The 19,705-nt window shown below is 61.2% G+C and carries 17 protein-coding genes; 9 read left to right on the top strand and 8 right to left on the bottom strand.

Annotated features, from left to right (window positions below):
* From repC to AMK05_RS25600, 6 genes are all read right to left on the bottom strand, one after another.
* Positions 1-1,293, bottom strand: a complete 1,293-nt coding sequence (gene repC / locus AMK05_RS25625; RefSeq protein ID WP_064842259.1) for a plasmid replication protein RepC — start codon at positions 1,291-1,293, stop codon at positions 1-3.
* A 149-nt stretch (positions 1,294-1,442) separates the two neighbouring features.
* Positions 1,443-2,495, bottom strand: a complete 1,053-nt coding sequence (gene repB / locus AMK05_RS25620; protein ID WP_064842257.1) for a plasmid partitioning protein RepB — start codon at positions 2,493-2,495, stop codon at positions 1,443-1,445.
* A 42-nt stretch (positions 2,496-2,537) separates the two neighbouring features.
* Positions 2,538-3,752 carry a plasmid partitioning protein RepA gene (repA, locus tag AMK05_RS25615; RefSeq protein ID WP_064842254.1) on the bottom strand — a complete coding sequence of 405 codons (1,215 nt, stop codon included), beginning with the start codon at positions 3,750-3,752 and terminating at the stop codon, positions 2,538-2,540.
* 265 nt (positions 3,753-4,017) lie between these two features.
* A complete protein-coding gene (locus AMK05_RS25610) occupies positions 4,018-4,257 on the bottom strand; it encodes a hypothetical protein (RefSeq protein ID WP_064842252.1) in 240 nt (79 codons plus the stop codon).
* Between the two features lie 108 nt (positions 4,258-4,365).
* Positions 4,366-6,330, bottom strand: a complete 1,965-nt coding sequence (locus AMK05_RS25605) for a hypothetical protein (RefSeq protein WP_064842249.1) — start codon at positions 6,328-6,330, stop codon at positions 4,366-4,368.
* A gap of 27 nt (positions 6,331-6,357) precedes the next feature.
* Entirely contained in the window at positions 6,358-6,816 is a 459-nt protein-coding gene (locus tag AMK05_RS25600; protein ID WP_064842246.1) for a helix-turn-helix domain-containing protein, read from the bottom strand.
* Positions 6,817-7,172: 356 nt separating this feature from the next.
* Between AMK05_RS25600 and AMK05_RS25595 the strand changes: the two genes are divergently transcribed.
* From AMK05_RS25595 to AMK05_RS25575, 5 genes are all read left to right on the top strand, one after another.
* Positions 7,173-8,375, top strand: a complete 1,203-nt coding sequence (locus tag AMK05_RS25595; RefSeq protein ID WP_064842244.1) for an MFS transporter — start codon at positions 7,173-7,175, stop codon at positions 8,373-8,375.
* A 151-nt stretch (positions 8,376-8,526) separates the two neighbouring features.
* Positions 8,527-9,087 (top strand): FMN reductase, encoded by a 561-nt coding sequence (gene msuE, locus AMK05_RS25590; protein WP_064842241.1) that lies wholly within the window; start codon positions 8,527-8,529, stop codon positions 9,085-9,087.
* Between the two features lie 246 nt (positions 9,088-9,333).
* On the top strand, positions 9,334-10,173 hold the full coding sequence (locus AMK05_RS25585; protein WP_064842238.1) for a MetQ/NlpA family lipoprotein: 840 nt from the start codon (positions 9,334-9,336) through the stop codon (positions 10,171-10,173).
* An 88-nt stretch (positions 10,174-10,261) separates the two neighbouring features.
* Positions 10,262-11,350: a methionine ABC transporter ATP-binding protein gene (locus AMK05_RS25580; RefSeq protein ID WP_064842236.1), complete on the top strand. Its 1,089-nt coding sequence runs from the start codon at positions 10,262-10,264 to the stop codon at positions 11,348-11,350.
* Entirely contained in the window at positions 11,331-11,984 is a 654-nt protein-coding gene (locus tag AMK05_RS25575; protein ID WP_064842233.1) for a methionine ABC transporter permease, read from the top strand. The genes AMK05_RS25580 and AMK05_RS25575 overlap by 20 nt, the downstream gene beginning before the upstream one ends.
* Before the next feature lies 1 nt (position 11,985).
* Here AMK05_RS25575 and AMK05_RS25570 read toward each other — a convergent pair whose 3' ends face one another.
* On the bottom strand, positions 11,986-13,344 hold the full coding sequence (locus tag AMK05_RS25570; protein ID WP_064842231.1) for an LLM class flavin-dependent oxidoreductase: 1,359 nt from the start codon (positions 13,342-13,344) through the stop codon (positions 11,986-11,988).
* A 98-nt stretch (positions 13,345-13,442) separates the two neighbouring features.
* Here AMK05_RS25570 and scpA point away from each other — a divergent pair, with 98 nt between their 5' ends.
* A complete protein-coding gene (gene scpA, locus AMK05_RS25565; RefSeq protein WP_064842229.1) occupies positions 13,443-15,581 on the top strand; it encodes a methylmalonyl-CoA mutase in 2,139 nt (712 codons plus the stop codon).
* 62 nt (positions 15,582-15,643) lie between these two features.
* Here scpA and AMK05_RS25560 read toward each other — a convergent pair whose 3' ends face one another.
* The gene (locus tag AMK05_RS25560; protein ID WP_064842226.1) at positions 15,644-16,804 is read right to left on the bottom strand and encodes a fumarylacetoacetate hydrolase family protein; all 1,161 of its coding nucleotides are present in this window, start codon (positions 16,802-16,804) and stop codon (positions 15,644-15,646) included.
* A 364-nt stretch (positions 16,805-17,168) separates the two neighbouring features.
* Here AMK05_RS25560 and AMK05_RS25555 point away from each other — a divergent pair, with 364 nt between their 5' ends.
* From AMK05_RS25555 to AMK05_RS25545, 3 genes are read left to right on the top strand one after another with little or no spacing between them, the layout of a single operon-like run.
* Entirely contained in the window at positions 17,169-18,179 is a 1,011-nt protein-coding gene (locus AMK05_RS25555) for a Gfo/Idh/MocA family protein (RefSeq protein ID WP_064842224.1), read from the top strand.
* 10 nt (positions 18,180-18,189) lie between these two features.
* Positions 18,190-19,284 (top strand): Gfo/Idh/MocA family protein, encoded by a 1,095-nt coding sequence (locus tag AMK05_RS25550; protein ID WP_064842222.1) that lies wholly within the window; start codon positions 18,190-18,192, stop codon positions 19,282-19,284.
* A 16-nt stretch (positions 19,285-19,300) separates the two neighbouring features.
* Complete coding sequence (locus AMK05_RS25545; protein WP_064842219.1) at positions 19,301-19,696, top strand: VOC family protein; 396 nt, start codon at positions 19,301-19,303, stop codon at positions 19,694-19,696.
* Positions 19,697-19,705: the final 9 nt, after the last annotated feature.

The following is a 19,705-nucleotide window of genomic DNA, read 5'->3' as shown; positions in this document are numbered from 1 at the left end:
TCATCCTGTCTTCCCTCTCACCGGAGAATTGCTGCGGGCAAGTGCCATCAACATCGGACCGATGGCGAATTCACCTCTCTCGGCGCGGCGTGTCAGATCGCGCAAATAACCGCCGGCGGAATTGATATGCCCTGCCCTTTCCAACACGCAGGCCATCACGGTGGCAGCGTTTTCAGCTCCCATGATCTCACAGGCCTCTTCATAGGCCGACGGACTGACGCCGAGCATCGAACGCACCACAACAGCCGCGGCCATCAGTTCACGCCATGTGCCGACTGAGCCCTGGGGCCCATAGGCTGCAATCTCAGGGCAGGCCTGCAGCACCAACCCCAGCGGGAAGGCTTTGAGCCCACCGTTGGCGGTGGAGGCGACCCGCGACCCGGAGACATGCTCGTTCCTCGCTTCATCTTTTTGCATCCGGCCTATCGGTTCGGCCCGACCTGGCCATCGATCCTCCGCCGTCGCGCCCTGCTTCGGTTCGAAGCTTGGTTCAAGTTCAGAGATGAAATATGGGTTTGAATTCTGTATGTGCCGCTCAGAATGTTGGGCATTGCCGCTTTGATTGTGGGTTTTAATCTGCATTTCCAACTGATTGGTGATTTCCTCGCGCAGCAGTTCCAGCTCGTCGAGTGCGGCTGCGGCCTGCCCGGCGGATGGCGACCTCGGCAACCGCTCGACGACATGGCGAAAATGCAGATGGATCGCATCCCAATCGCCAGCAGCCCCCTCCTCCAACGCCATCTCGATAAGCTTGGCGACGTCGCGTCGGCAAAGCGTCAGGCGCTCTCTGAGCCGCTGCAGGTGCAATCGTTCCGCAACCACCTTCGCCGCCAGCCGCTCGATTTCCTCCGCCCGGGCGAGCAACGGCGCGAGCGAGAACCCGAATGCTTCACGCAGCTCCCCACCCTGCTCCTTGCGGGCGTAGCGCTTGCCGTTCGGGCTATCCTTACGGATCAGCAATCCGGCCTCGATCAAGCTCGCCAGGTGCCGGCGGATGGTCTGCTCTGCCATTCCATGCGCCCGCAGGGAAAGCTGTGCATTGGACGGAAACACGACAAGCCCGTTATCTTCAGAGATTTCTCCCTTCGGATAAAAGCTCAGCAAGGCGTTCAGAATAGCCAGCGCCCTGTCGGTGACGCCAAGCAGCGGCCTGGCCTCGCACAGCGCACGATAGAGTTTCCACTTATCAATTGATTGGCCGGGCTCGATTTTCCGAGCCGCCGCCTGGCTTGCCAGCATGCCAAACGTCATCGGCCGCCGCCCGAAGGGCGTCGTCACACTTCCGCTTTCCATTGTCTTCGCCTTCTTCAAGGCAAAAGATCGCGGCTCACCAAATTCGGTGCCAAAGACTCTTGACTATGATTCGCGGAAATGTGATTCTCTGGGTGTCTAGATCAGAGAGGGCTTCCGCGACGGCAACGTTCGGGGGCCTTTTCTTTTGCTTATTGATCTCCGTTCTTTGTCAAATCCTGTGTCTTCTCGAACGCCTCGTAGAGACGATCCAGATTGCTGGCGATATAGGCTCCAAAGGCAGATGCCTTCTCCGCCTTCAGCGCGATGGTGAACTGTTTCCCGTCATCCTTGATCTTCGCCTTGACCGCTCCGTCCTTGCGCTGCCAGGCGTGGGCCGCGAGCTGAGGCGCTGCGATCGATGCCGCCGGTTGCTGCCGCCTATTGATGAAGGCAACCAGCATATCGAAGCGGGCATCCGGCTCCGCCGTCTCGAATTCCGCCGACCTGCTGAACTCGATCGCCTGGGCAGAGATGTTTTCGGTCTCGAATTTTACCGACAGGTCGTGCCAGCGGTCACGGCCGGTGGTCTTTGCCGCACCAATGGCGGCCAGGACTTCCGCTGGAATCCGCTTGGTGACGGACAGCATCTTGGAAACCGTCGTCTTGTCGGCGCTGAGCGCCGACATGATCGTTTCCCTATCGAAACCCAACGTGTCGAGCTTGTCGGCGAACATCGTCCTCTCGATGAAAGAGAGATCGGCGCGCGCCGAATTCTCCTGGCCCTGCGCGATGACATGGTCGCGATCGTCAAGTTTCTTGACGACGGCGCGGACAGGCCTGCCGAGTTCTTTGGCGGCGCGGGCGCGACGATGGCCGAAGGCGATCTGATACCGGCCGTCCTTCTCCGGATGCGGGCGGACGAGGATTGGCGAATCCTGACCGCGCAGCCGGATCGCCTCGACCAATTCGCGAAACTGTTCGTCGGCATGCGCCAGCCGGTCCGTGACGAACGAATCTTCGATCAGCGCAGGGTCGAGATCAATCACCGTCTCGCCGGTCGCCAGCTTCTCCTCGATCGCTTTGGCCGCATCTGCCTTGGCGGCCAGCGCATCGATACTGCGCGTGACGGCTCCAAGAGCGCCGATCCCTTTATAGGTGATCTGCTGTTTCTCGTCCCTTTGGTGCGGCTCGTCCTCATTGTTTACCGCAGTAAACTTCTTGGAATCGTCCATCAGGCCCGAGAGGAGATTCTTACGCGCCATCAGCCAGCTCCTCGCCCCGGTTTACCGCAGTAAACTTCTCGGTCATTTCCGCCCCCAGGCCTTGTGAATGAGATCGCCGATCTCATTGTTGACGGCATCCATCGCCTCCATGGCGCGGTCATAGGTGGCGCGGGTGAACTGGCTCCGCTCGACCTCGTAAAGTGTCTGATTGGTCATTGCCGCATCCGAGATCGCAACGCTGCGCAACATCGGGTTGGTCAGCACATGGTTTTTGAACATCGAACGCATGAAAGCGACCATCTGCGTCTGCGGCCCGTCCTGCGGGTCATAGCGAGTGACCAGATAACGCAGCCAGTCGAGGTTCATGTTACCGCCGGCGCCTTTCAGCGTATTCAGCACTTCGCCGAGCATCTGCAGAAACTGGCACATCGACATGACATCGAGCATCTGAGGATGCACGGTGATCAGAACCGCCGTTGCGCCGCAAATGGCGCTCATCGTCAAAAAGCCAAGCTGGGGAGGGCAGTCGATGATGACGACATCGTAGTCGTCGGCGACAGAGGACAGCGCCTCGTCCAGCCGCGCAAAGAAGACGCGCCCATAGTCGCCCGCCTTGCCCTGAGCAAGCACGCGCGGCGTATCATGCTCGAATTCCATCAGTTCGAGATTGCCCGGCACCAGATGCAGGTTCGGGAAATTCGTTGGCCGGATGATCTCTCGGAGCGGCCTCCGCTGATCGTCATAGCGAATGGCGGCGTAGAGCGTCTCGTTCTCGTTGACGTCGAATTCTGGCTGAAAGCCGTGGATAGCGGAGAGAGACGCCTGCGGGTCGAGGTCGACGGCAAGCACACGGTGGCCGGTCAGGGCAAGGTGCTGGGCAAGATGCGCGGCACTTGTGGTCTTGCCGCTGCCGCCCTTGAAGTTGACGACGGCAACGACCTGGAGATGTTCGCCACCTTGGCGGTGACGCATATAATGCGTTCCGGCGCGGGCATTGTGCTCCAGGAAGGTGCGCATCTCTTCCATCTGCTCGGCCGTATAGGACCGGCGGCCCGACGGTGTGACCTGGGGAAGGGCGCCCTTGCCTTCCAGCGACAGATTGCGCAGATAGCCGCTGGTCACGCCGAGAAAACGCGCCGCTTCAGCCAGCTGAAATTCCCTGAGGCCCTTCAGCGCGCGCGGCGGAAACATTTCGAGTCGATGCTGCTTCAGCTTATCGGATAGCTCCTGCGCCTGACCAATGATCAACTGGTCTACATCGGAAATTGCTTTTTCTATCTGCGGTGCCATATTCATGGAAATCTCGAAAATGCGATTTAAAAGCCCTGCGAGCTTTGAAACCGCATTTAGCGCCGATTCTGGAGGGGTGGCAAGGCAAATAGGGTTAACAATACCCTACCGCTGGGTTGTCCAATCTTTTTCAAAGGCTTGGGATGCACCGCCGGTGGCGGGCTCCCCGCAGCAATCGCGTCCGACGGGCCGAATCGAGACGGCATAGGCATCATAGCCGATCGCAATAAGCAGGAATCGATATATCGATGCGCGCCGCGCTCCGAGATCTTCAGTGCCGTGTGCCGAGCAGGCTACTGTCCTGGCCGCTTTCGGGGGAAAGGGATACGCCGCTTCTGTCGAGATCCTGCAGCAGGGCGCCGAGCGCAAGGTCCAGGCAATAGGCAGAGAATTCGGCGTTCAGGTCTCTGGCATTCTCACGAGCATAGGCAACGAGCCTGGCGAGCGATACTAGCTCCTTGAGTTCTTCGTCACTTTTCGGCGCGATCGTTGCTTCGGCTGCGTCTTGCATCTTAAGAATTCTCCGGCTTCCCTTGCCGGCGGGTGCCGGCAGAGAAACAGTTTAATCCTCTTGAACGAAAGGCGCGCGTGACACAGGCGTGACAGGATCTTCCCAACGTCAGAAGCCGGCCCTGCGCAACGCTTCGCGATACTGTTCCTTCTGCCATTGCTCCTTGAAGGGGACGACCGAAAGCCATTTATCGACATCGAAATCCGGATAGATCGCGCGCACCTTGCGCATATAGATACGCGCGTTTTTCGCATCGCCGAGCATGGCCCAGCAGGCAGCCGAAAGCCGGTCGGCCGGTGTGCGGTCGTCCATTATGGAGATCTGCTCCAGCGCCTCGGCATAATGGCCGAGGGCGAAATTCGCCCCCGCCGCCGTCCATAGATAGTCGGTCGGGCTCAGCGGGTTGAGCGAAATGGCTCGCTCGATCTTGGCCAGTGCATCGGCAGGGCGCGACGCATGGACGAGCGTATCGGCATAACTCGCAATGCCGTCGGCATAATGCGGGCTCAGCTCTTCCGCGAGCTTCAATGCCAGGACGCTTTCATCAAGGTCGCCGAGATAGAGCTTGGCAACGCCGAGTTCACGAAAGCCGGCCGCAAACGAAGGATCGGCGACGATCGCCCGGTTCGCATAGTCCTCCGCAAGCCCAAGCAATTGACTATCGCCGCGTGCCGTCAGCAGCCACTCGACGAGAAACGTGCGCGACAATCCGCTGAGAGCGGGGGCGAAATGTGCGCTGTGTTGAAGCGCCTCACGGAAAGCCTTTCGGGAGCGGCGCACGTCGGGGAGGGCGAGCCGCTTCACATCCCGCAGACCGAGAAGGTAGCTGTGATAGGCGGCTGAATTACCCTCGAAGGAATCGCGCATGGTTTCATGCCGGCGGACCTGGCCGGCAAGCTCTCTGGCAATCTGCCGCGCGATGTCGCGCCGGTGGCTTATCAATTCGTATTTCTCGAGGCTGAAACGCTCGGCCCAGATGACCTCATCGCTGTCGGCATGGATCAGTTGGACAAAGAGCGCAGGGACGCCCGCGCTATTGGAAAGCCTCGTGTCGAGAACATATGAAATCGAATGGCGCTGGATCAGTTCCGCCTTGTCGGCATTGCCTGCGATGCGGGCGGCTGTATGGGGCGCCACCACCGAAACCGTATTCAGCGCGCAAAGGCCGATGGTCACGTCCTCGATCAGCGCCTCGGAAAGCATCGGCAAGGCACCGATCACATCCGTCCCGCCCGGCGGCAGCAGCACCAGACGGGGCAGGGGCCCACGGGGTAGGGGACCAGGAACCCGAACGCCGCCGTCGGTGAGCGGCACCGCAAAGCTCTGTGGCGGTTGACCGCCGGCAAAAATCCTGCGGACCTCTCCCAGCGCCTGGACGTCAAGGCCGATATCGATTGCGCTTTCCAGCTCATGTCTGCTCGTCTCGAAAAGCCGGCGGGCTTTCTCCAGCTGTCCTTCGGACTCATAAGCCTCGAGGAGGATACGACGAATATTTTCGTCATCCGGTGCCTCGCGGAAAATCCTGAGCGCCGCCTCCTTGATCAGGCTCACATCCTCCTGCGACCGCGCCATCGGCAGCGCCGTTTTCAGCGCATCCACCAGGACTGCCATGTGCCGGTCGCGCTGGCCGGCGATCCATTGCCGCGTACTGGCGCTTTGGTCGCTGAGCCCAGCCAGGAAATCCTGGCGAAGGATGGCAACCAGCCGCTGCAGCTTTCCAAGGGCGCCTTCGCCTTCGGGGTTGGCAAATTCGAAGAGATCTCCAGAAAAGGCATCCGGCCTGACCCGCACACCGGTCGCCGTGAAGGCCAGAAGCTCGGCGCCGAGCTCGGTCTGACGCGTCTGAATGCGCGATATCGTCTTACGCAGGTTGGCCATGATGTCAGAATTGTCATGGCTGTCCCACAAGAACCGCGCCAGCGCCGAGCGCGGATATTCGCTCCCGGCTCCGTCCCGCAGATCACGATCCAGCAGATAACAAATCGCCAGCAGGCCTTTTTCCGGGAACGCCGCCGGTCGCCCTGCCGGGTCGATCAGTCGCAACTCGCCAAATGACTCGAGCCTGAGCTTCATGCGGATAGTGCCTGCCGGTATGCCTGACTATTCTCCGAGCGGAAGGGCGATATCCACGACAGGGACACCCAATGTTACACCGCCGCTTTCCGCCTGCGCCATCGCCTTCACCAACTGGATGATCGTTTCACGGATATTCCGGTCGGCGATCTTCAGAAAGGCGCGGTTGAGCACCAAACCCTCTTTCGTTCGCAGGAATTCGGCGACCGGATCGGTATTTGCGGGCAGATCCAGACCTTGCAACGTCAACGGCTCGGAATTTTCCTGCTCGAAGAAGAAGCTCGGCGACGTGTGAAGCACGTCGGCGATTCGCTGCAGACGGCTCGCGCCGATTCGATTGATGCCCTTCTCGTATTTCTGAACCTGCTGAAAGGTCACGCCGATCTGCTCGGCAAGCCGTTCCTGGCTCATCCCGAGCAACTGCCGGCGCATTCTAATGCGCGCTCCGACATAGCCGTCTATTGCATTCGGTGTCTTGACATTCATCGCGTTTTTTCAGCCTCGATCGCATTTTCAATCAGCGCAGCTGTAGTATTCCCCGCCTCGGTTTTCCATGTTTGTTTTCACATCGCATACTATATATATGCTGATCGCAACCGAGTGTGGTAGGAAAACCCTTGTCCGGCAAGAGATGAAGCGAAGCAAAATTTAGCGGCAAAAGGGCAAATCGAACAAAAGGCGTACCGATCCGGATGGAACTGGGCTGTAATTGGCTCCCGCCTTACGCTAAATGCACATAAGCGACCGCCGCTTGATCATCTTCCCCAGCCCCGATCGCCCGAAATCCATCGAACAAAGCGACGCGGCACGGCAACCATCCGGGCCGTCCAGGAGAAATGTCCATGGCAACCGTTGCCGAGCGCGCGCCCCGTTTCGAAAAGACAACAATGTCCATCCTGGTGGCGGTCAGCTTCTGCCACATGCTGAACGACATCATGCAGTCGCTGCTCGCCTCGCTCTATCCGCTGTTCAAGGCGAACTACGATCTCAATTTCGTCCAGATCGGCCTCCTCACCATGACGTTCCAGGTCACGGCATCACTGCTGCAGCCGCTGGTCGGCATCGTCACCGACCGCTGGCCGATGCCCTATTCGCTGCCGGTCGGCATGGCGAGCACCTTTTGCGGCCTCATCCTGCTCGGCAATGCCGGCAGCTTCGCCCTGCTGCTGCTCGCCGCCAGCCTGATCGGATTCGGCTCGGCGGTCTTCCATCCGGAATCCTCGCGCGTCGCCCGTCTTGCCTCCGGCGGCCGCCACGGTTTCGCGCAGTCGTTTTTCCAGGTCGGCGGCAATGCTGGCCAGGCGATCGGCCCGCTGCTCGCCGCCTTCATCGTGCTGCCGCTCGGCCAGCACAGCGTGTCCTGGTTTGCCGCCATCGCCATGGTCGGCATGGTCGTGCTGAGCTGGGTCGGCAACTGGTATATCGGCCATCGTCGCCAGAACGCCAGCAGGCCGGCGGTGAGCCGGGCTCTGCCGCTGCCGCAGAACAGGGTCGTCTGGGCGCTGCTGATCCTCGTGCTGCTGACGGCGACGAAAAATGTCTACATGGCCAGCGTGTCGAGCTATTTCACCTTCTATGTCATCGACAAGTTTGCACTGAGCGTCCAGCAGGCACAATTGATGCTCTTCCTTTTTCTCGGCTCGGTCGCCGTCGGCACGTTCCTCGGCGGGCCGATCGGCGATCGCTTCGGCGCCCGTTTCGTCATCTGGTTCTCGATCCTCGGCGTCATTCCTTTCGCGCTTCTCCTGCCTTATGCGAACCTGTTCTGGACGGGCGTGCTCAGCGTCGTCATCGGCCTGGTCTTCGCTTCGGCCTTTTCGGCAATCGTCGTCTTCGCCCAGGAGCTGGTGCCCGGACGCGTCGGGCTGATTGCCGGCGTCTTTTTCGGTTTTGCCTTCGGGGCAGGGGGGCTTGGTGCGGCGCTGCTCGGCAGTTTCGCCGATACCCACGGCATCGACCTCGTCTACCGCATCTGCTCCTACCTGCCGCTACTCGGCCTGCTGACAATCTTCCTGCCGCGCATCCCGAAGCCAAGAGCAGCCTGAGGCGATATCGTCCGCATGATGCGCCCCCTGCAGGCGAATGAATTTTTCTCCTCCTCATGGTGAAGAGGGATAGGCATCTCTTTAATCCACTATTTTTATAGATAATATCTATCCAATATTCGGTCGCGGTACGATATTGGAAGGAAATGGCATGTCTGCTTACAAACTGGTCGGCCTGGCGGGTAGCTTCAACCGACCCTCGAAGACCTTCACACTGGTTGAAAACATTGCCGGCCTTGCCGGCGAGAAATACGGCTTCGACAACACCCTCTATGACCTGACCGATGTCGGCCCGTCGCTTGGGCAGGCGCTGCGCCGCGGCGATCTCGACAGCCGCGCCAGGGAAGTCATCGACGATATCGTCAATGCCGATCTGCTGGTCATCGGCGCGCCGACCTATAAAGGCAGCTATCCCGGCTTGTTCAAACATCTGATCGACCTGATCGACCCGCATGAACTGCGCGCCAAGCCGATCATCATCACCGCGACAGGCGGCGGCGACCGGCATGCGCTGATGGTCGAGCATCAGCTGCGCCCGCTCTTCGGCTTCTTCATGTCGCACACGCTGCCGACGGCCGTCTACGCGTCCGATCGCGACTTCACCGACTACCGCGTGTCATCCGAACCGCTTTCGAAGCGGATCGAGGAGGTTATCGGCGAGCTTTCGGCCTTCTTTCCCGGCCGCAATCAGGCTCTTATTGCTGCCGAGTAAAAAGTACCGCACAGGCTTGAAACGGCGCCTTCGAGGCGCCGTCTTCATTTTTAGAATATGCTTACAAGCCGCAAGTAATCCATAAATTTTGTAGAAATTTATCCTGCCAATATCGATGGCTGGGCAAGAGTTTTCCCAACCCTTCCTCCACATCAGACTTTCCTTCGTCGCTCCCGATCCACGCATTTGCCAATATCCGCCTGCTCGGGGCGCGCTTGGCCTCATTCAGTCAGACGGGATATAACAATGACCAAGAACAAAAATCTTCACGGCTTCCCCCTTTCGCGCCGCGCGGCTCTTGCCGCCGTCGCCGTTTCCGCTGCCACACTCTTTGCCTTTGCAGCACCTGCTCCTTCCTTTGCCCAGGACAAGTCGATCAAGGTCGGCATCATGGCCGGCGAGGAGGAGGACATCTGGCGCGTGGTCGCAAGCGAGGCGGCAAAGAAAGGCCTCAAGATCGAAACGATCATCTTCAACGATTATACACAGCCGAATGAAGCGCTGGAGCGCGGCGAAGTTGACGCCAACGCTTTCCAGCACCAGCCCTATCTCGACAACCAGATCAAGCAGCACGGCTACCACATCACTCGCGTCGGTTACACCGGTGTCTGGCCGATCGGCCTCTACACCAAGAAATACAAATCCGTCGCGGAGATTCCGGAAGGCGCCGTCATCGGCGTGCCGAACGATCCCTCGAACGAAGGTCGGGCGCTACGCGTTCTCCAGAACGAAGGCCTGATCAAGCTGAAGGACGGCACCGGCATTCTCGCAACGGTCGCCGACGTCACCGACAATCCGAAGAAGATCGAAATCAAGGAACTCGACGCAGGCATTGTCGGCCGTTCGATCGACGATCTCGATGCCGGTGTCGTCAACACCGACTGGGCGCTGAAGAGCGGTCTTTCTCCGGCCGAACGCATTGCCCAGGAGCCGATCGCCGACAATCCCTATCGCAACTTCATTGCCGTCAAGGACGACAACAAGGATGCGGACTGGGTCAAGACACTTGTCTCTTCCTATCAGAACGAGACTGTCAAGGCCGAATTCGACAAGGTCTACAAAGGGACGGGTCTCAGCGCCTATTGATCCGAAACAGGGCCGGGGTTAAGGCCTGCCGAGAGGCGGTCCGGGCGTTTTTGCCCGGGCCGCCTTCGGCATTTGTAAGGAAAAGCACATGAATTCCTTTGTTTCCACCACAGCCATCGCGACACAACCGCAGGCGGCCGCTGCCGAAGAGGTGGTGAGGCTGACCGACGTGAAGCGGCGGTTCGGAACCACGCCCGCGCTCGACGGTATTTCGCTGACCGTGAGGAGAGGCGAGATTCTCGGCATCATCGGCCGCAGCGGCGCCGGTAAATCAACACTGATCCGCTGCCTGAACGGCCTGGAGCGCGCCGACAGCGGCGAGATCCTGATCGAAGGCCGCGATATCACGGCGCTTGCCGAACAGCAGTTGCAGCCGCTGCGCCGCCGCATCGGCATGATCTTCCAGCACTTCAACCTGCTCTCGGCCAAGACCGTCGAAGACAATGTCGCGCTGCCGCTAAAGATCGAGGGCGTTGCCAAGGCCGAGCGCCTGAAGCGGGCGCATGAACTGCTCGAGCTCGTCGGCCTTGCCGATAAGGCGAAAGCCTATCCCGCATCGCTTTCCGGCGGCCAGAAGCAGCGCGTCGGCATCGCCCGCGCGCTTGCGGCGCGCCCGGCGCTGCTCCTGTCCGACGAGGCGACCTCCGCGCTCGACCCTGAGACGACCCGGTCGATCCTGGCATTGCTGAAGGACATCAACCGCAAGCTCGGCCTGACCATTCTGCTGATCACCCACGAGATGGAAGTGGTACGCGGCATCGCCGATCGCGTCGCGGTCATCGATGCCGGGCGGATCGTCGAGGAGGGCCAGGTCTGGTCGGTCTTTGCCGATCCGCAGGAAACGATCACAAGGAGCCTGCTCGGCGGCATCCGCCCGCAGCTTCCCGATCATATCGCCGGCCGGCTGTCGGCGACATCAGGCAGCGAGGCGATCCTCAGTGTCGATCTGGCCGGGCCTGAAGCGCAAGGCGCGCTGTTTGCCGAACTCTCGGCGGCGCTGCCACATTCCTTCCGCCTCGTGCATGGCGGCATCGACCATATCCAGAACCAGCCGGTTGCGCGGTTCTTCATCGCCGTTCCCGCACGCGACCCCGCGCTTGCCGGAAAGGTCGAACAATTTCTGACGGCCCGGTCCGCCCGGGTGGAGGTGCTTGGCTATGACACCGATCATGCTTGAACTGCTGATCCGCTCGCTTTGGGAGACGGTTCTGATGACCGTCGCCTCCGGCGTGATCTCCCTCGTCGCCGGCCTGCCGCTCGGTCTTGCCCTTGTCGCCACGGCACGCGGCGGCATCGCTGAAAATCTCTGGATCAACCGTGTGCTCGGCGCTGTTGTCAACGGCTTCCGCTCGGTGCCCTTCATCATCCTGCTGGTGGCGCTGATCCCGCTGACGCGGCTGATCGTCGGCACGGCGCTCGGCACCTGGGCGGCCATCGTGCCGCTCGCCATCGCCGCCACACCCTATTACGCCCGCATCGCCGAAGTGTCGCTGCGGGAGGTCGACCGCGGGCTGATCGATGCCGTGCGCGCCATGGGCGGCAACCGCTGGACTATCATCCGAGAAGTGCTGGTGCCTGAAGCGCTGCCCGGCATCGTCGCCGGTTTCACCGTCACGCTGGTGACGCTGATCGGCGCTTCGGCGATGGCGGGTGCGATCGGCGCCGGCGGCCTCGGCGACCTCGCCATTCGTTACGGCTATCAGCGCTTCGAAACCGCCGTGATGATCGCGGTGGTGGCCGTCCTCATCGTCCTCGTCTGCGGCATCCAATGGTTTGGCGACCGGCTTGTCGCCAAGCTGGATCGGCGATAGTTCAGCGGCGGAAGCGCGCGGCGGGATGGGCGGCGGGCAATCTGCCATTCCCGCCGCCGAAAAGCTTCTGCCGCAACGGTCCTTCGGCATAGTCCGCTTTGAAGAGGCGGCGCTCCTGCAGCACCGGCACCACCAATTCGACGAAATCGCGCAGGCTCTCCGGCGCCACCGTCCGCGCCAGGTTGAAGCCGTCGATACCGCCTTCCTCGATCCATGTCGCAAGATGGTCGGCGATCTGTTCCGGCGAGCCCACCATCGGCTTCATCCGGCTGCCGAGCACCATCTGGTCGACGATCTCCCGCTTCGTCACCGGCTTTGCCGCCTGCTTGGTGATTGCGGCAAGCGCCGATTGATTGGCGTTGGTCGAACTCTGGTCGATGACGTCATCCAACCGGTATTTCGCCAGGTCGATGCCGATGGAGGCGGAGTAATGCGCAAGCGAAGCCTCGACGCTCGCATAGCGGCGATACTCCTCCAGCCTGTCCTGTGCTTGCCTCTCCGTCCGCCCGACGACAACGCTGATCAGGTTCAGGATCTTCAATGCGGCTCCGCCGCGGCCGAACCTCTGCGCCTTCGCCCGAAGCGCGTCGACAGTCGGCCGGGCCGCCCCGGGGTTGGGGCTGGCGATGAAGACACATTCGGCGTGGCGGGCGGCAAAGTCCTGGCCGCGGGCCGAAGCGCCGGCCTGGAAGAGCAGGGGCGTGCGCTGCGGCGAGGGCTCGCAAAGGTGAATGCCCTCCATCCGGTAATATTTGCCGTCATGATGGACGGCCCGCACTTTGGAGGGATCGGCATAGATGCCGCCCGCTTTGTCGCGCAAAACCGCATCGTCGTCCCAGCTGCCCTCCCAGAGCTTGTAGAGGATCTCGAGATAGTCCTCGGCCGCGTCGTAACGCGCATCATGCTCCGGCAGCCTGTCGAAGCCCATGTTGCGGGCGGCGCTGTCGAGATAACCGGTGACGATGTTCCAGCCGATCCGCCCCTTTGTCAGGTGATCGAGCGTCGACATGCGTCGCGCCAACAGGAAGGGCGGCTCGTAGGTGGTGTTGACGGTGACGCCGAAACCCAGATGTGTCGTCACATGGGCCATCGCCGAAATCGGGATCAGGGGGTCGTTGACCGGGATCTGCGCCGCCGTCTCGATCACCGGAGCAGGGCTGCCCTTATAGACGTCATAGACGCCGACGATATCGGCGAGGAAGATGCCGTCGAGCTTGCCTTGCTCGGCGGTCCTGGCGAACTCCGTCCAGTAATCGAGATCGGTATAGCGCATCGATTGGTCACGCGGATGCGTCCATAGGCCGTGGTTGATATGCCCGACGCAATTCATGTCGAAGGCATAGATCTGCATTGTCTTCATGGGACGGCTCCTCAGCCGGGAATAAAAATTCAAGGATTTGTATCGCACGGCGATCCTGTGAAGTGGTAGGCTGCCGATGAAAAAGCCGGAGGAAACGCATGACGAAGAAGACATTGCCGGATTGGACGGAGCTTGCGCAAAAGGAATTGCGCGCCTCGCCCGAGACGCTGACCTGGCAGACGCCTGAGGGTATCGCCGTCAAACCGCTCTACACGGCAGAGGATCTTGAGGGCGCCGAACACCTCGGCTCGCTTCCCGGTTTTTCACCTTTCACCCGCGGCCCGCGCGCGACGATGTATGCCGGCCGGCCCTGGACGATCCGCCAATATGCCGGTTTCTCGACGGCGGAGGCGTCGAACGCCTTTTACCGGAAGAATTTGGCCGCCGGCCAGAAGGGCCTGTCCGTCGCCTTCGATCTGGCCACCCACCGCGGTTATGACAGCGATCATCCACGCGTCGAGGGCGATGTCGGCAAGGCGGGTGTGGCGATCGACAGCGTCGAGGACATGAAGATCCTGTTCGACGGCATTCCGCTTGCCAACATGTCGGTGTCGATGACCATGAACGGCGCCGTCATCCCGATCCTCGCCGCCTTCATCGTCGCCGGCGAGGAGCAGGGCGTTTCGAAGGCCGATCTGTCGGGCACCATCCAGAACGACATCCTCAAGGAGTTCATGGTCCGCAACACCTATATCTATCCGCCGGAACCCTCGATGCGGATCGTTGCCGATATCATCGAATATACGGCAAGGGAGATGCCGAAATTCAACTCGATCTCGATCTCCGGCTATCACATGCAGGAGGCGGGCGCGACGCTCGTCCAGGAACTCGCCTTCACGCTGGCCGACGGCCGCGAATATGTCAGGGCGGCGATCGCCAAGGGCCTCAATGTCGACGATTTCGCCGGAAGGCTGTCCTTCTTTTTCGCGATCGGCATGAACTTCTTCATGGAGGCGGCGAAACTGCGCGCCGCACGGCTGCTCTGGACCCGGATCATGGAGGAGTTCGAGCCGAAGAAGGCATCCTCGCTGATGCTGCGCACCCATTGTCAGACCTCCGGCGTCTCGCTGCAGGAGCAGGACCCCTATAACAACATCATCCGCACCGCCTTCGAGGCGATGTCGGCCGTGCTCGGCGGCACGCAGTCGCTGCACACCAATTCCTTCGACGAGGCGATCGCGCTGCCGACGGAATTTTCCGCCCGCATCGCCCGCAACACGCAACTGATCCTGAGCCACGAGACCGGCGTGACCAAGGTGGTCGATCCCTTGGCAGGCTCCTATTACGTCGAAAGCCTGACGCAGGAACTCGCCGACAAGGCCTGGGCGCTGATCGAGGAGGTCGAGGCCCTTGGCGGCATGACCAAGGCCGTTAACGAGGGCCTGCCGAAGCGGCTGATCGAGGAAGCGGCCGCACGCCGCCAGGCCGCCGTCGACAAGGGCGAAGAGGTCATCGTCGGCGTCAACCGTTACAGGCTCGACAACGAACAGCCGATCGACATTCTGGAGATCGACAACAGCGCGGTGCGCATTGCGCAGATCAAACGCATCGAGGAAACCAAGCGACGGCGCGATGGCAAGGCCGTGCGCGAGACGTTGGCTCTCCTGGCCGAGACGGCGCGCAGCGGCCGCGGCAACCTGCTCGAAGCCGCGATCGAAGCGGCGCGGGCCCGGGCCACCGTCGGCGAAATATCCGACGCCATGCGCGCTGCCTTCGGCGATCATGCCGCAACACCCGAGGTCATCACGGGTGTCTACGGCGAGGCCTATAGTGACGAGCCGGAACTTGCCGTCCTCAAGGAGCGTATGACGGGGGTCACGGAAACGATGGGGCGCCGGCCGAAAATCATGGTCGCCAAGCTCGGCCAGGACGGGCACGACCGGGGCGCCAAGGTGATCGCCTCGGCCTTCGGCGATATCGGCTTCGATGTGCTCGCCGGCCCGCTGTTCCAGACGCCTGACGAGGCCGTCGAAATGGCGCTTGGCGAAAAGGTCAATGTCGTCGGCGTCTCGTCCTTAGCGGCAGGCCACAGGACGCTGCTGCCGCAGCTGATCGACAGGCTGAGAGCGCAGGGCGGTGACGATATCATCGTCGTCTGCGGCGGCGTCATTCCGCGGCAGGACTATGAGTTCCTGCACGAACACGGCGTTGCCGCCGTGTTCGGCCCAGGCACCAACGTCCTGGAGGCGGCAAACTCCGTCCTCGACTTGCTGGAAGGCAGGCGGCGGAATCAGTAGCTTAAGCACTTCAGGAAAGATGCAAAAGCGGTTTTCCGCCGGAAATACGAAAAATCAAAAGGTTAGAGCAATCCGCGCTTCGCCAGGTTGCCCATCAGCGCCGCAATGCCGAAGGTCCAGGGCGGGCATTCGGTGGAGAGGCGCACGGTGTTGACGAGGGCGCCGAGGCCAGCCGAGGAAATCTCGACGACATCGCCGATCTTATGGGTGAAGCCCTGCTTCGGCGCATCGCGGTCCTGCGTCGGCGCAAACAGCGTGCCGAGAAAGAGCATGAACCCGTCGGGATATTGATGATGGGGCCCAAGCGTCTGTTTGACGAGATCGGTCGGATCGCGGCTGATCTGCGACATCGAGCTCTTGCCGTTGAGTACGAAGCCATCCCGGCCAGTGACCTTCAGGTCGAGTTCGGCCTTGCGCACGTCGTCCAGGCCATAACCGGCATCGAACAGGCGGATGAAAGGACCGATCGAGCAGGAGGCGTTGTTGTCCTTTGCCTTGCCGAGCAACAGCGCCGAGCGGCCCTCGACATCGCGCAGATTGACGTCGTTGCCGAGCGTCGCACCATGGATTTCACCGCGGCTGTTGACGGCAAGCACGATTTCCGGCTCGGGATTGTTCCAGGTCGAGATCGGATGCAGGCCGACATCCGCACCCCAACCGACGGAGGACAGCACCGGCGCCTTGGTGAAGACCTCGGCATCGGGCCCGATACCGACTTCGAGATATTGCGACCACATGCCTTCGTCGATCAGCGCCCGCTTGACCTTGGCCGCTTCCGGCGAACCGGCCTTGAGATTGGTGAGACTGCCGCCGATCAGCGTGCTGACGCGCTCGCGGATCGAGGCGGCGCGCTCGGGACTGCCGGCGGCCTTTTCCTCGATGACGCGCTCGATCATCGACTGGGCGAAGGTGACGCCGCAGGCTTTGACTGCCTGCAGGTCGGCCGGCGCCAGCAGACGGGGACGCGCTTCATCCGGCATTCCCTTGCTGTTGGCGGCGATCTCCTCCAGCGAGCCGATCGCCTTGCCGCCTGCAGTGCGGACAAAGCCGGCGGCATCCTCTCGCTCGAGCAGGGCACTCAACGTCGGCGCGTCGCGCGAGGTAATGTCGACCAGCATCCCCTCGCGAAGCGTTACGATGCTCGGGCCGGCAGCCTCGGGGCTCCAGACGCGGCCGACAAAAAGACCAGCCGATGCAGCGGCATCGAGAAGGGGATGAGTCATGGTGATCCTCCGTCACAGGCAAGCGGGGCGTGTGCTTTGAAAATTTCCGAGATGGTGCCGCCCCCCAAGCGGGCAGCGGCTGAAATCGACCACATTCGCGCATACGGGGCAAGAGATGCTGGAGAAAAAGACTTTCGTCCAATCGGATCGAATGAGCGGCGTGTCGGCAAAAAGGCGCCAGAACTCGATAAATAACTATTTAGATACAAAATATCTGTTTAATTTCAAATGTTTACATATGTAGACGTGCACTTTCAACCTCTGCCTTGCCTTGACAGGAGGCAAGTTTCGTTATCTGTTTTGCTCGATATGAAGGATGCCGCCTTCAGCCGGCGCTCAAAAATCCCGGGAGGATATTGCAGCGATGTTGAGATTTGCCGTCGTCGGAATCGACCATGGGCATACGTTCGATCACGTGAAGGGATTGCTGGCCGCAGGCGGCGAATTCGTCGGCTATTGCCCGCAGACCTCGGTGCCGGCATTGCGCGAAGCCTTCGAAAAGACCTATCCCGACGCGCCGCAGATCGACCGGGAGAAGCTTTTCGACGATCCGTCGATCGACGTCATCTGCATTGCCGCGATCCCGCGCGACCGCGCCGGGCTTGCCATCCGCGCGATGAAAGCGGGCAAGGACGTGATGACCGACAAGCCGGGGGTCACGACCTTCGCCCAGCTTGAGGAGGTCAGGCGTACTGTCGCCGAGACCGGCAAGATCTTCTCGATCTGCTTTTCCGAGCGCCACTGCGTGCGCTCCGCCGTCAAGGCCGGCAAGCTCGTCGCCGAGGGCGCGATCGGCAAGGTAATCCAGACGCTCGGCGTCGGCCCGCATCGCCTCCAGCTGCCGACCAGGCCGGACTGGTTCTTCGATCCCGAAGCCTTCGGCGGCATCATCGTCGACATTGCCTCGCATCAGGTCGATCAGTTCTTGTTCTATACCGGATCCACATCGGGCGAAGTCATCGCCAGCTCGATCGGCAATTTCGGCATGCCCGACAAACCCGCCTTCGAGGATTTCGGCGAAGTGCTGCTGCGCTCCGACAGAGCGGCGGGCTATATCAGGGTCGACTGGTTCACGCCGGAGGCTTTGCCGACCTGGGGCGACGGTCGCCTCACCATCCTCGGCACCGAAGGCTATATCGAGCTGCGCAAATACATCGACATTGCCGGCCGGCCGGGCAAGGATCACCTCTTTCTCGTCAACGGCAAGGAGATGACCCATATCGATTGCAGCGGCGAAAAACTCGATTATTTCGACGCTTTCACCGCCGATGTCGGCAGCCGCACGCAGACGGCGATGACCCAGGATCACGTTTTCGAAGTCTGCCGCCTTTCGCTCGACGCCCAGTCGAAAGCCGCGCGCATCGGCGCTCGCTGAGGAGGATATCATGACCAGGAAACTACGCGTCGGCGTCATCGGCGCAGGCATTGCCGCGCGGCATCTGGCCGGTTTCGGCTGGAACAAGGATCTCTTCGACGTCCCCGTGCTCTGCTCGCTCGATGAGGAGCGCGGCAGGGCGCTGTGCGAGGAATACGGCATTGGCGAATATACCCAGGATGTGGATTCGCTGTTTGCTCGCGACGATCTCGACATTATCGACATCTCGACGCCGCCGAGCTCGCATTTCGAGCTTTGCCGCAAGGGCATCGAATCCGGCAAGCATGTGATCTGCGAGAAGCCGCTCTTCGGCTCGATCGCCGAGGTCGACGAGATGGAGCGCATCCTCGCGCGCTTCCCCGGCAGGAAGCTGATGCCGATCTTCCAGTATCGCTACGGCTCCGGCCTGCAGAAACTGAAGCTGTTGATCGAAAGCGGCTTGGCCGGCAAGCCGTTCCTGACGACGATCGAGACTCATTGGTGGCGCGGGCCGGATTATTACGCCGTGCCGTGGCGCGGCAAATGGGCGACCGAGCTCGGTGGTGGGCTTCTCGGCCACGCCATTCACGCCCATGACATGCTGAATTATGTGCACGGCCCCTGCGCCGAGGTGTTTTCCTATGGCGCGACACTGGTCAACCCGATCGAGGTCGAGGATACGGCGGCTCTTTCGGTGAAGATGCAGAACGGCTCGCTGGCGACGCTGTCGATGACACTCGGCTCGCGCAAGGAGATTTCCCGTCTGCGCTTCTGCTTTGGCGATCTCGTCGCCGAGAGCATCCTCGAACCCTATACGATGGGCCGCGATCCCTGGGTCTTCACCGCGGGAACCGAGGAGCACCAGGCGAAAATCGATGCGGCGCTCTCAGCCTATGTGCCCGGCGAGGATGGCTACACCCGCCAGTTCGAGCTCTTCCATAAGGCGATCATCGAGGACAAGGAGCCGCCGGTGACGCTGCAGGACGCCCGCAATTCGCTGGAGCTGGTAACGGCCGCTTATTTCTCGCAGCGCACCGGCCGGCCGACGCCGATGCCGATCGCCGCCGATCATCCGCTCTACCGATCCTGGCTTCCGGAAGAAGAACGGGGTTCGGCTGCGAGTTGAACGAGGGAGGTCGCTCATGCTGAAATCCTTCGAGCATGTCGGCATGACGGTCAGCGACATGGACCGCACGGTCGATTTCTACTGCGGCCTGCTCGGCCTGCACTTGCATCTGCGCAAGCTCATGGCTGACGGCGCAGAGATCGCCTTTATCGACGCCGGCGGCGGCATGCTCGAAATCGTCGCGCCGGCGGGTGGTGCAGCAAGGGCGGTGGATGTGCCTGATGGTACGGCCGGCCTGCGTCATCTGACCTTCCTGTTCGACAGCGTCGACGAGACCTTCGCCCGGCTGGAAAAGGCCGGTGTCGAAATCAAGGAACGGCCGCGCCTGGCTGTTAACACCGAGGTGCTGCACAAGGTCGCCTTTCTGCGCGATCCCGACGGTATTCAGATCGAACTTGCAGAGAAGCGGTAAGCCCTCAGC

This window comes from Rhizobium sp. N324 (assembly GCF_001664485.1).
In the GTDB taxonomy this organism is placed as follows: domain Bacteria; phylum Pseudomonadota; class Alphaproteobacteria; order Rhizobiales; family Rhizobiaceae; genus Rhizobium.
This window is presented reverse-complemented; position numbering and strand designations above follow the sequence as displayed.

Coding starts and splice junctions, on each gene's coding strand:
- repC (WP_064842259.1), bottom strand. CDS start 1,293: ATGGAAAGCGGAAGTGTGACGACGCCCTTCGGGCGGCGGCCGATGACG.
- repB (WP_064842257.1), bottom strand. CDS start 2,495: ATGGCGCGTAAGAATCTCCTCTCGGGCCTGATGGACGATTCCAAGAAG.
- repA (WP_064842254.1), bottom strand. CDS start 3,752: ATGAATATGGCACCGCAGATAGAAAAAGCAATTTCCGATGTAGACCAG.
- AMK05_RS25610 (WP_064842252.1), bottom strand. CDS start 4,257: ATGCAAGACGCAGCCGAAGCAACGATCGCGCCGAAAAGTGACGAAGAA.
- AMK05_RS25605 (WP_064842249.1), bottom strand. CDS start 6,330: ATGAAGCTCAGGCTCGAGTCATTTGGCGAGTTGCGACTGATCGACCCG.
- AMK05_RS25600 (WP_064842246.1), bottom strand. CDS start 6,816: ATGAATGTCAAGACACCGAATGCAATAGACGGCTATGTCGGAGCGCGC.
- AMK05_RS25595 (WP_064842244.1), top strand. CDS start 7,173: ATGGCAACCGTTGCCGAGCGCGCGCCCCGTTTCGAAAAGACAACAATG.
- msuE (WP_064842241.1), top strand. CDS start 8,527: ATGTCTGCTTACAAACTGGTCGGCCTGGCGGGTAGCTTCAACCGACCC.
- AMK05_RS25585 (WP_064842238.1), top strand. CDS start 9,334: ATGACCAAGAACAAAAATCTTCACGGCTTCCCCCTTTCGCGCCGCGCG.
- AMK05_RS25580 (WP_064842236.1), top strand. CDS start 10,262: ATGAATTCCTTTGTTTCCACCACAGCCATCGCGACACAACCGCAGGCG.
- AMK05_RS25575 (WP_064842233.1), top strand. CDS start 11,331: ATGACACCGATCATGCTTGAACTGCTGATCCGCTCGCTTTGGGAGACG.
- AMK05_RS25570 (WP_064842231.1), bottom strand. CDS start 13,344: ATGAAGACAATGCAGATCTATGCCTTCGACATGAATTGCGTCGGGCAT.
- scpA (WP_064842229.1), top strand. CDS start 13,443: ATGACGAAGAAGACATTGCCGGATTGGACGGAGCTTGCGCAAAAGGAA.
- AMK05_RS25560 (WP_064842226.1), bottom strand. CDS start 16,804: ATGACTCATCCCCTTCTCGATGCCGCTGCATCGGCTGGTCTTTTTGTC.
- AMK05_RS25555 (WP_064842224.1), top strand. CDS start 17,169: ATGTTGAGATTTGCCGTCGTCGGAATCGACCATGGGCATACGTTCGAT.
- AMK05_RS25550 (WP_064842222.1), top strand. CDS start 18,190: ATGACCAGGAAACTACGCGTCGGCGTCATCGGCGCAGGCATTGCCGCG.
- AMK05_RS25545 (WP_064842219.1), top strand. CDS start 19,301: ATGCTGAAATCCTTCGAGCATGTCGGCATGACGGTCAGCGACATGGAC.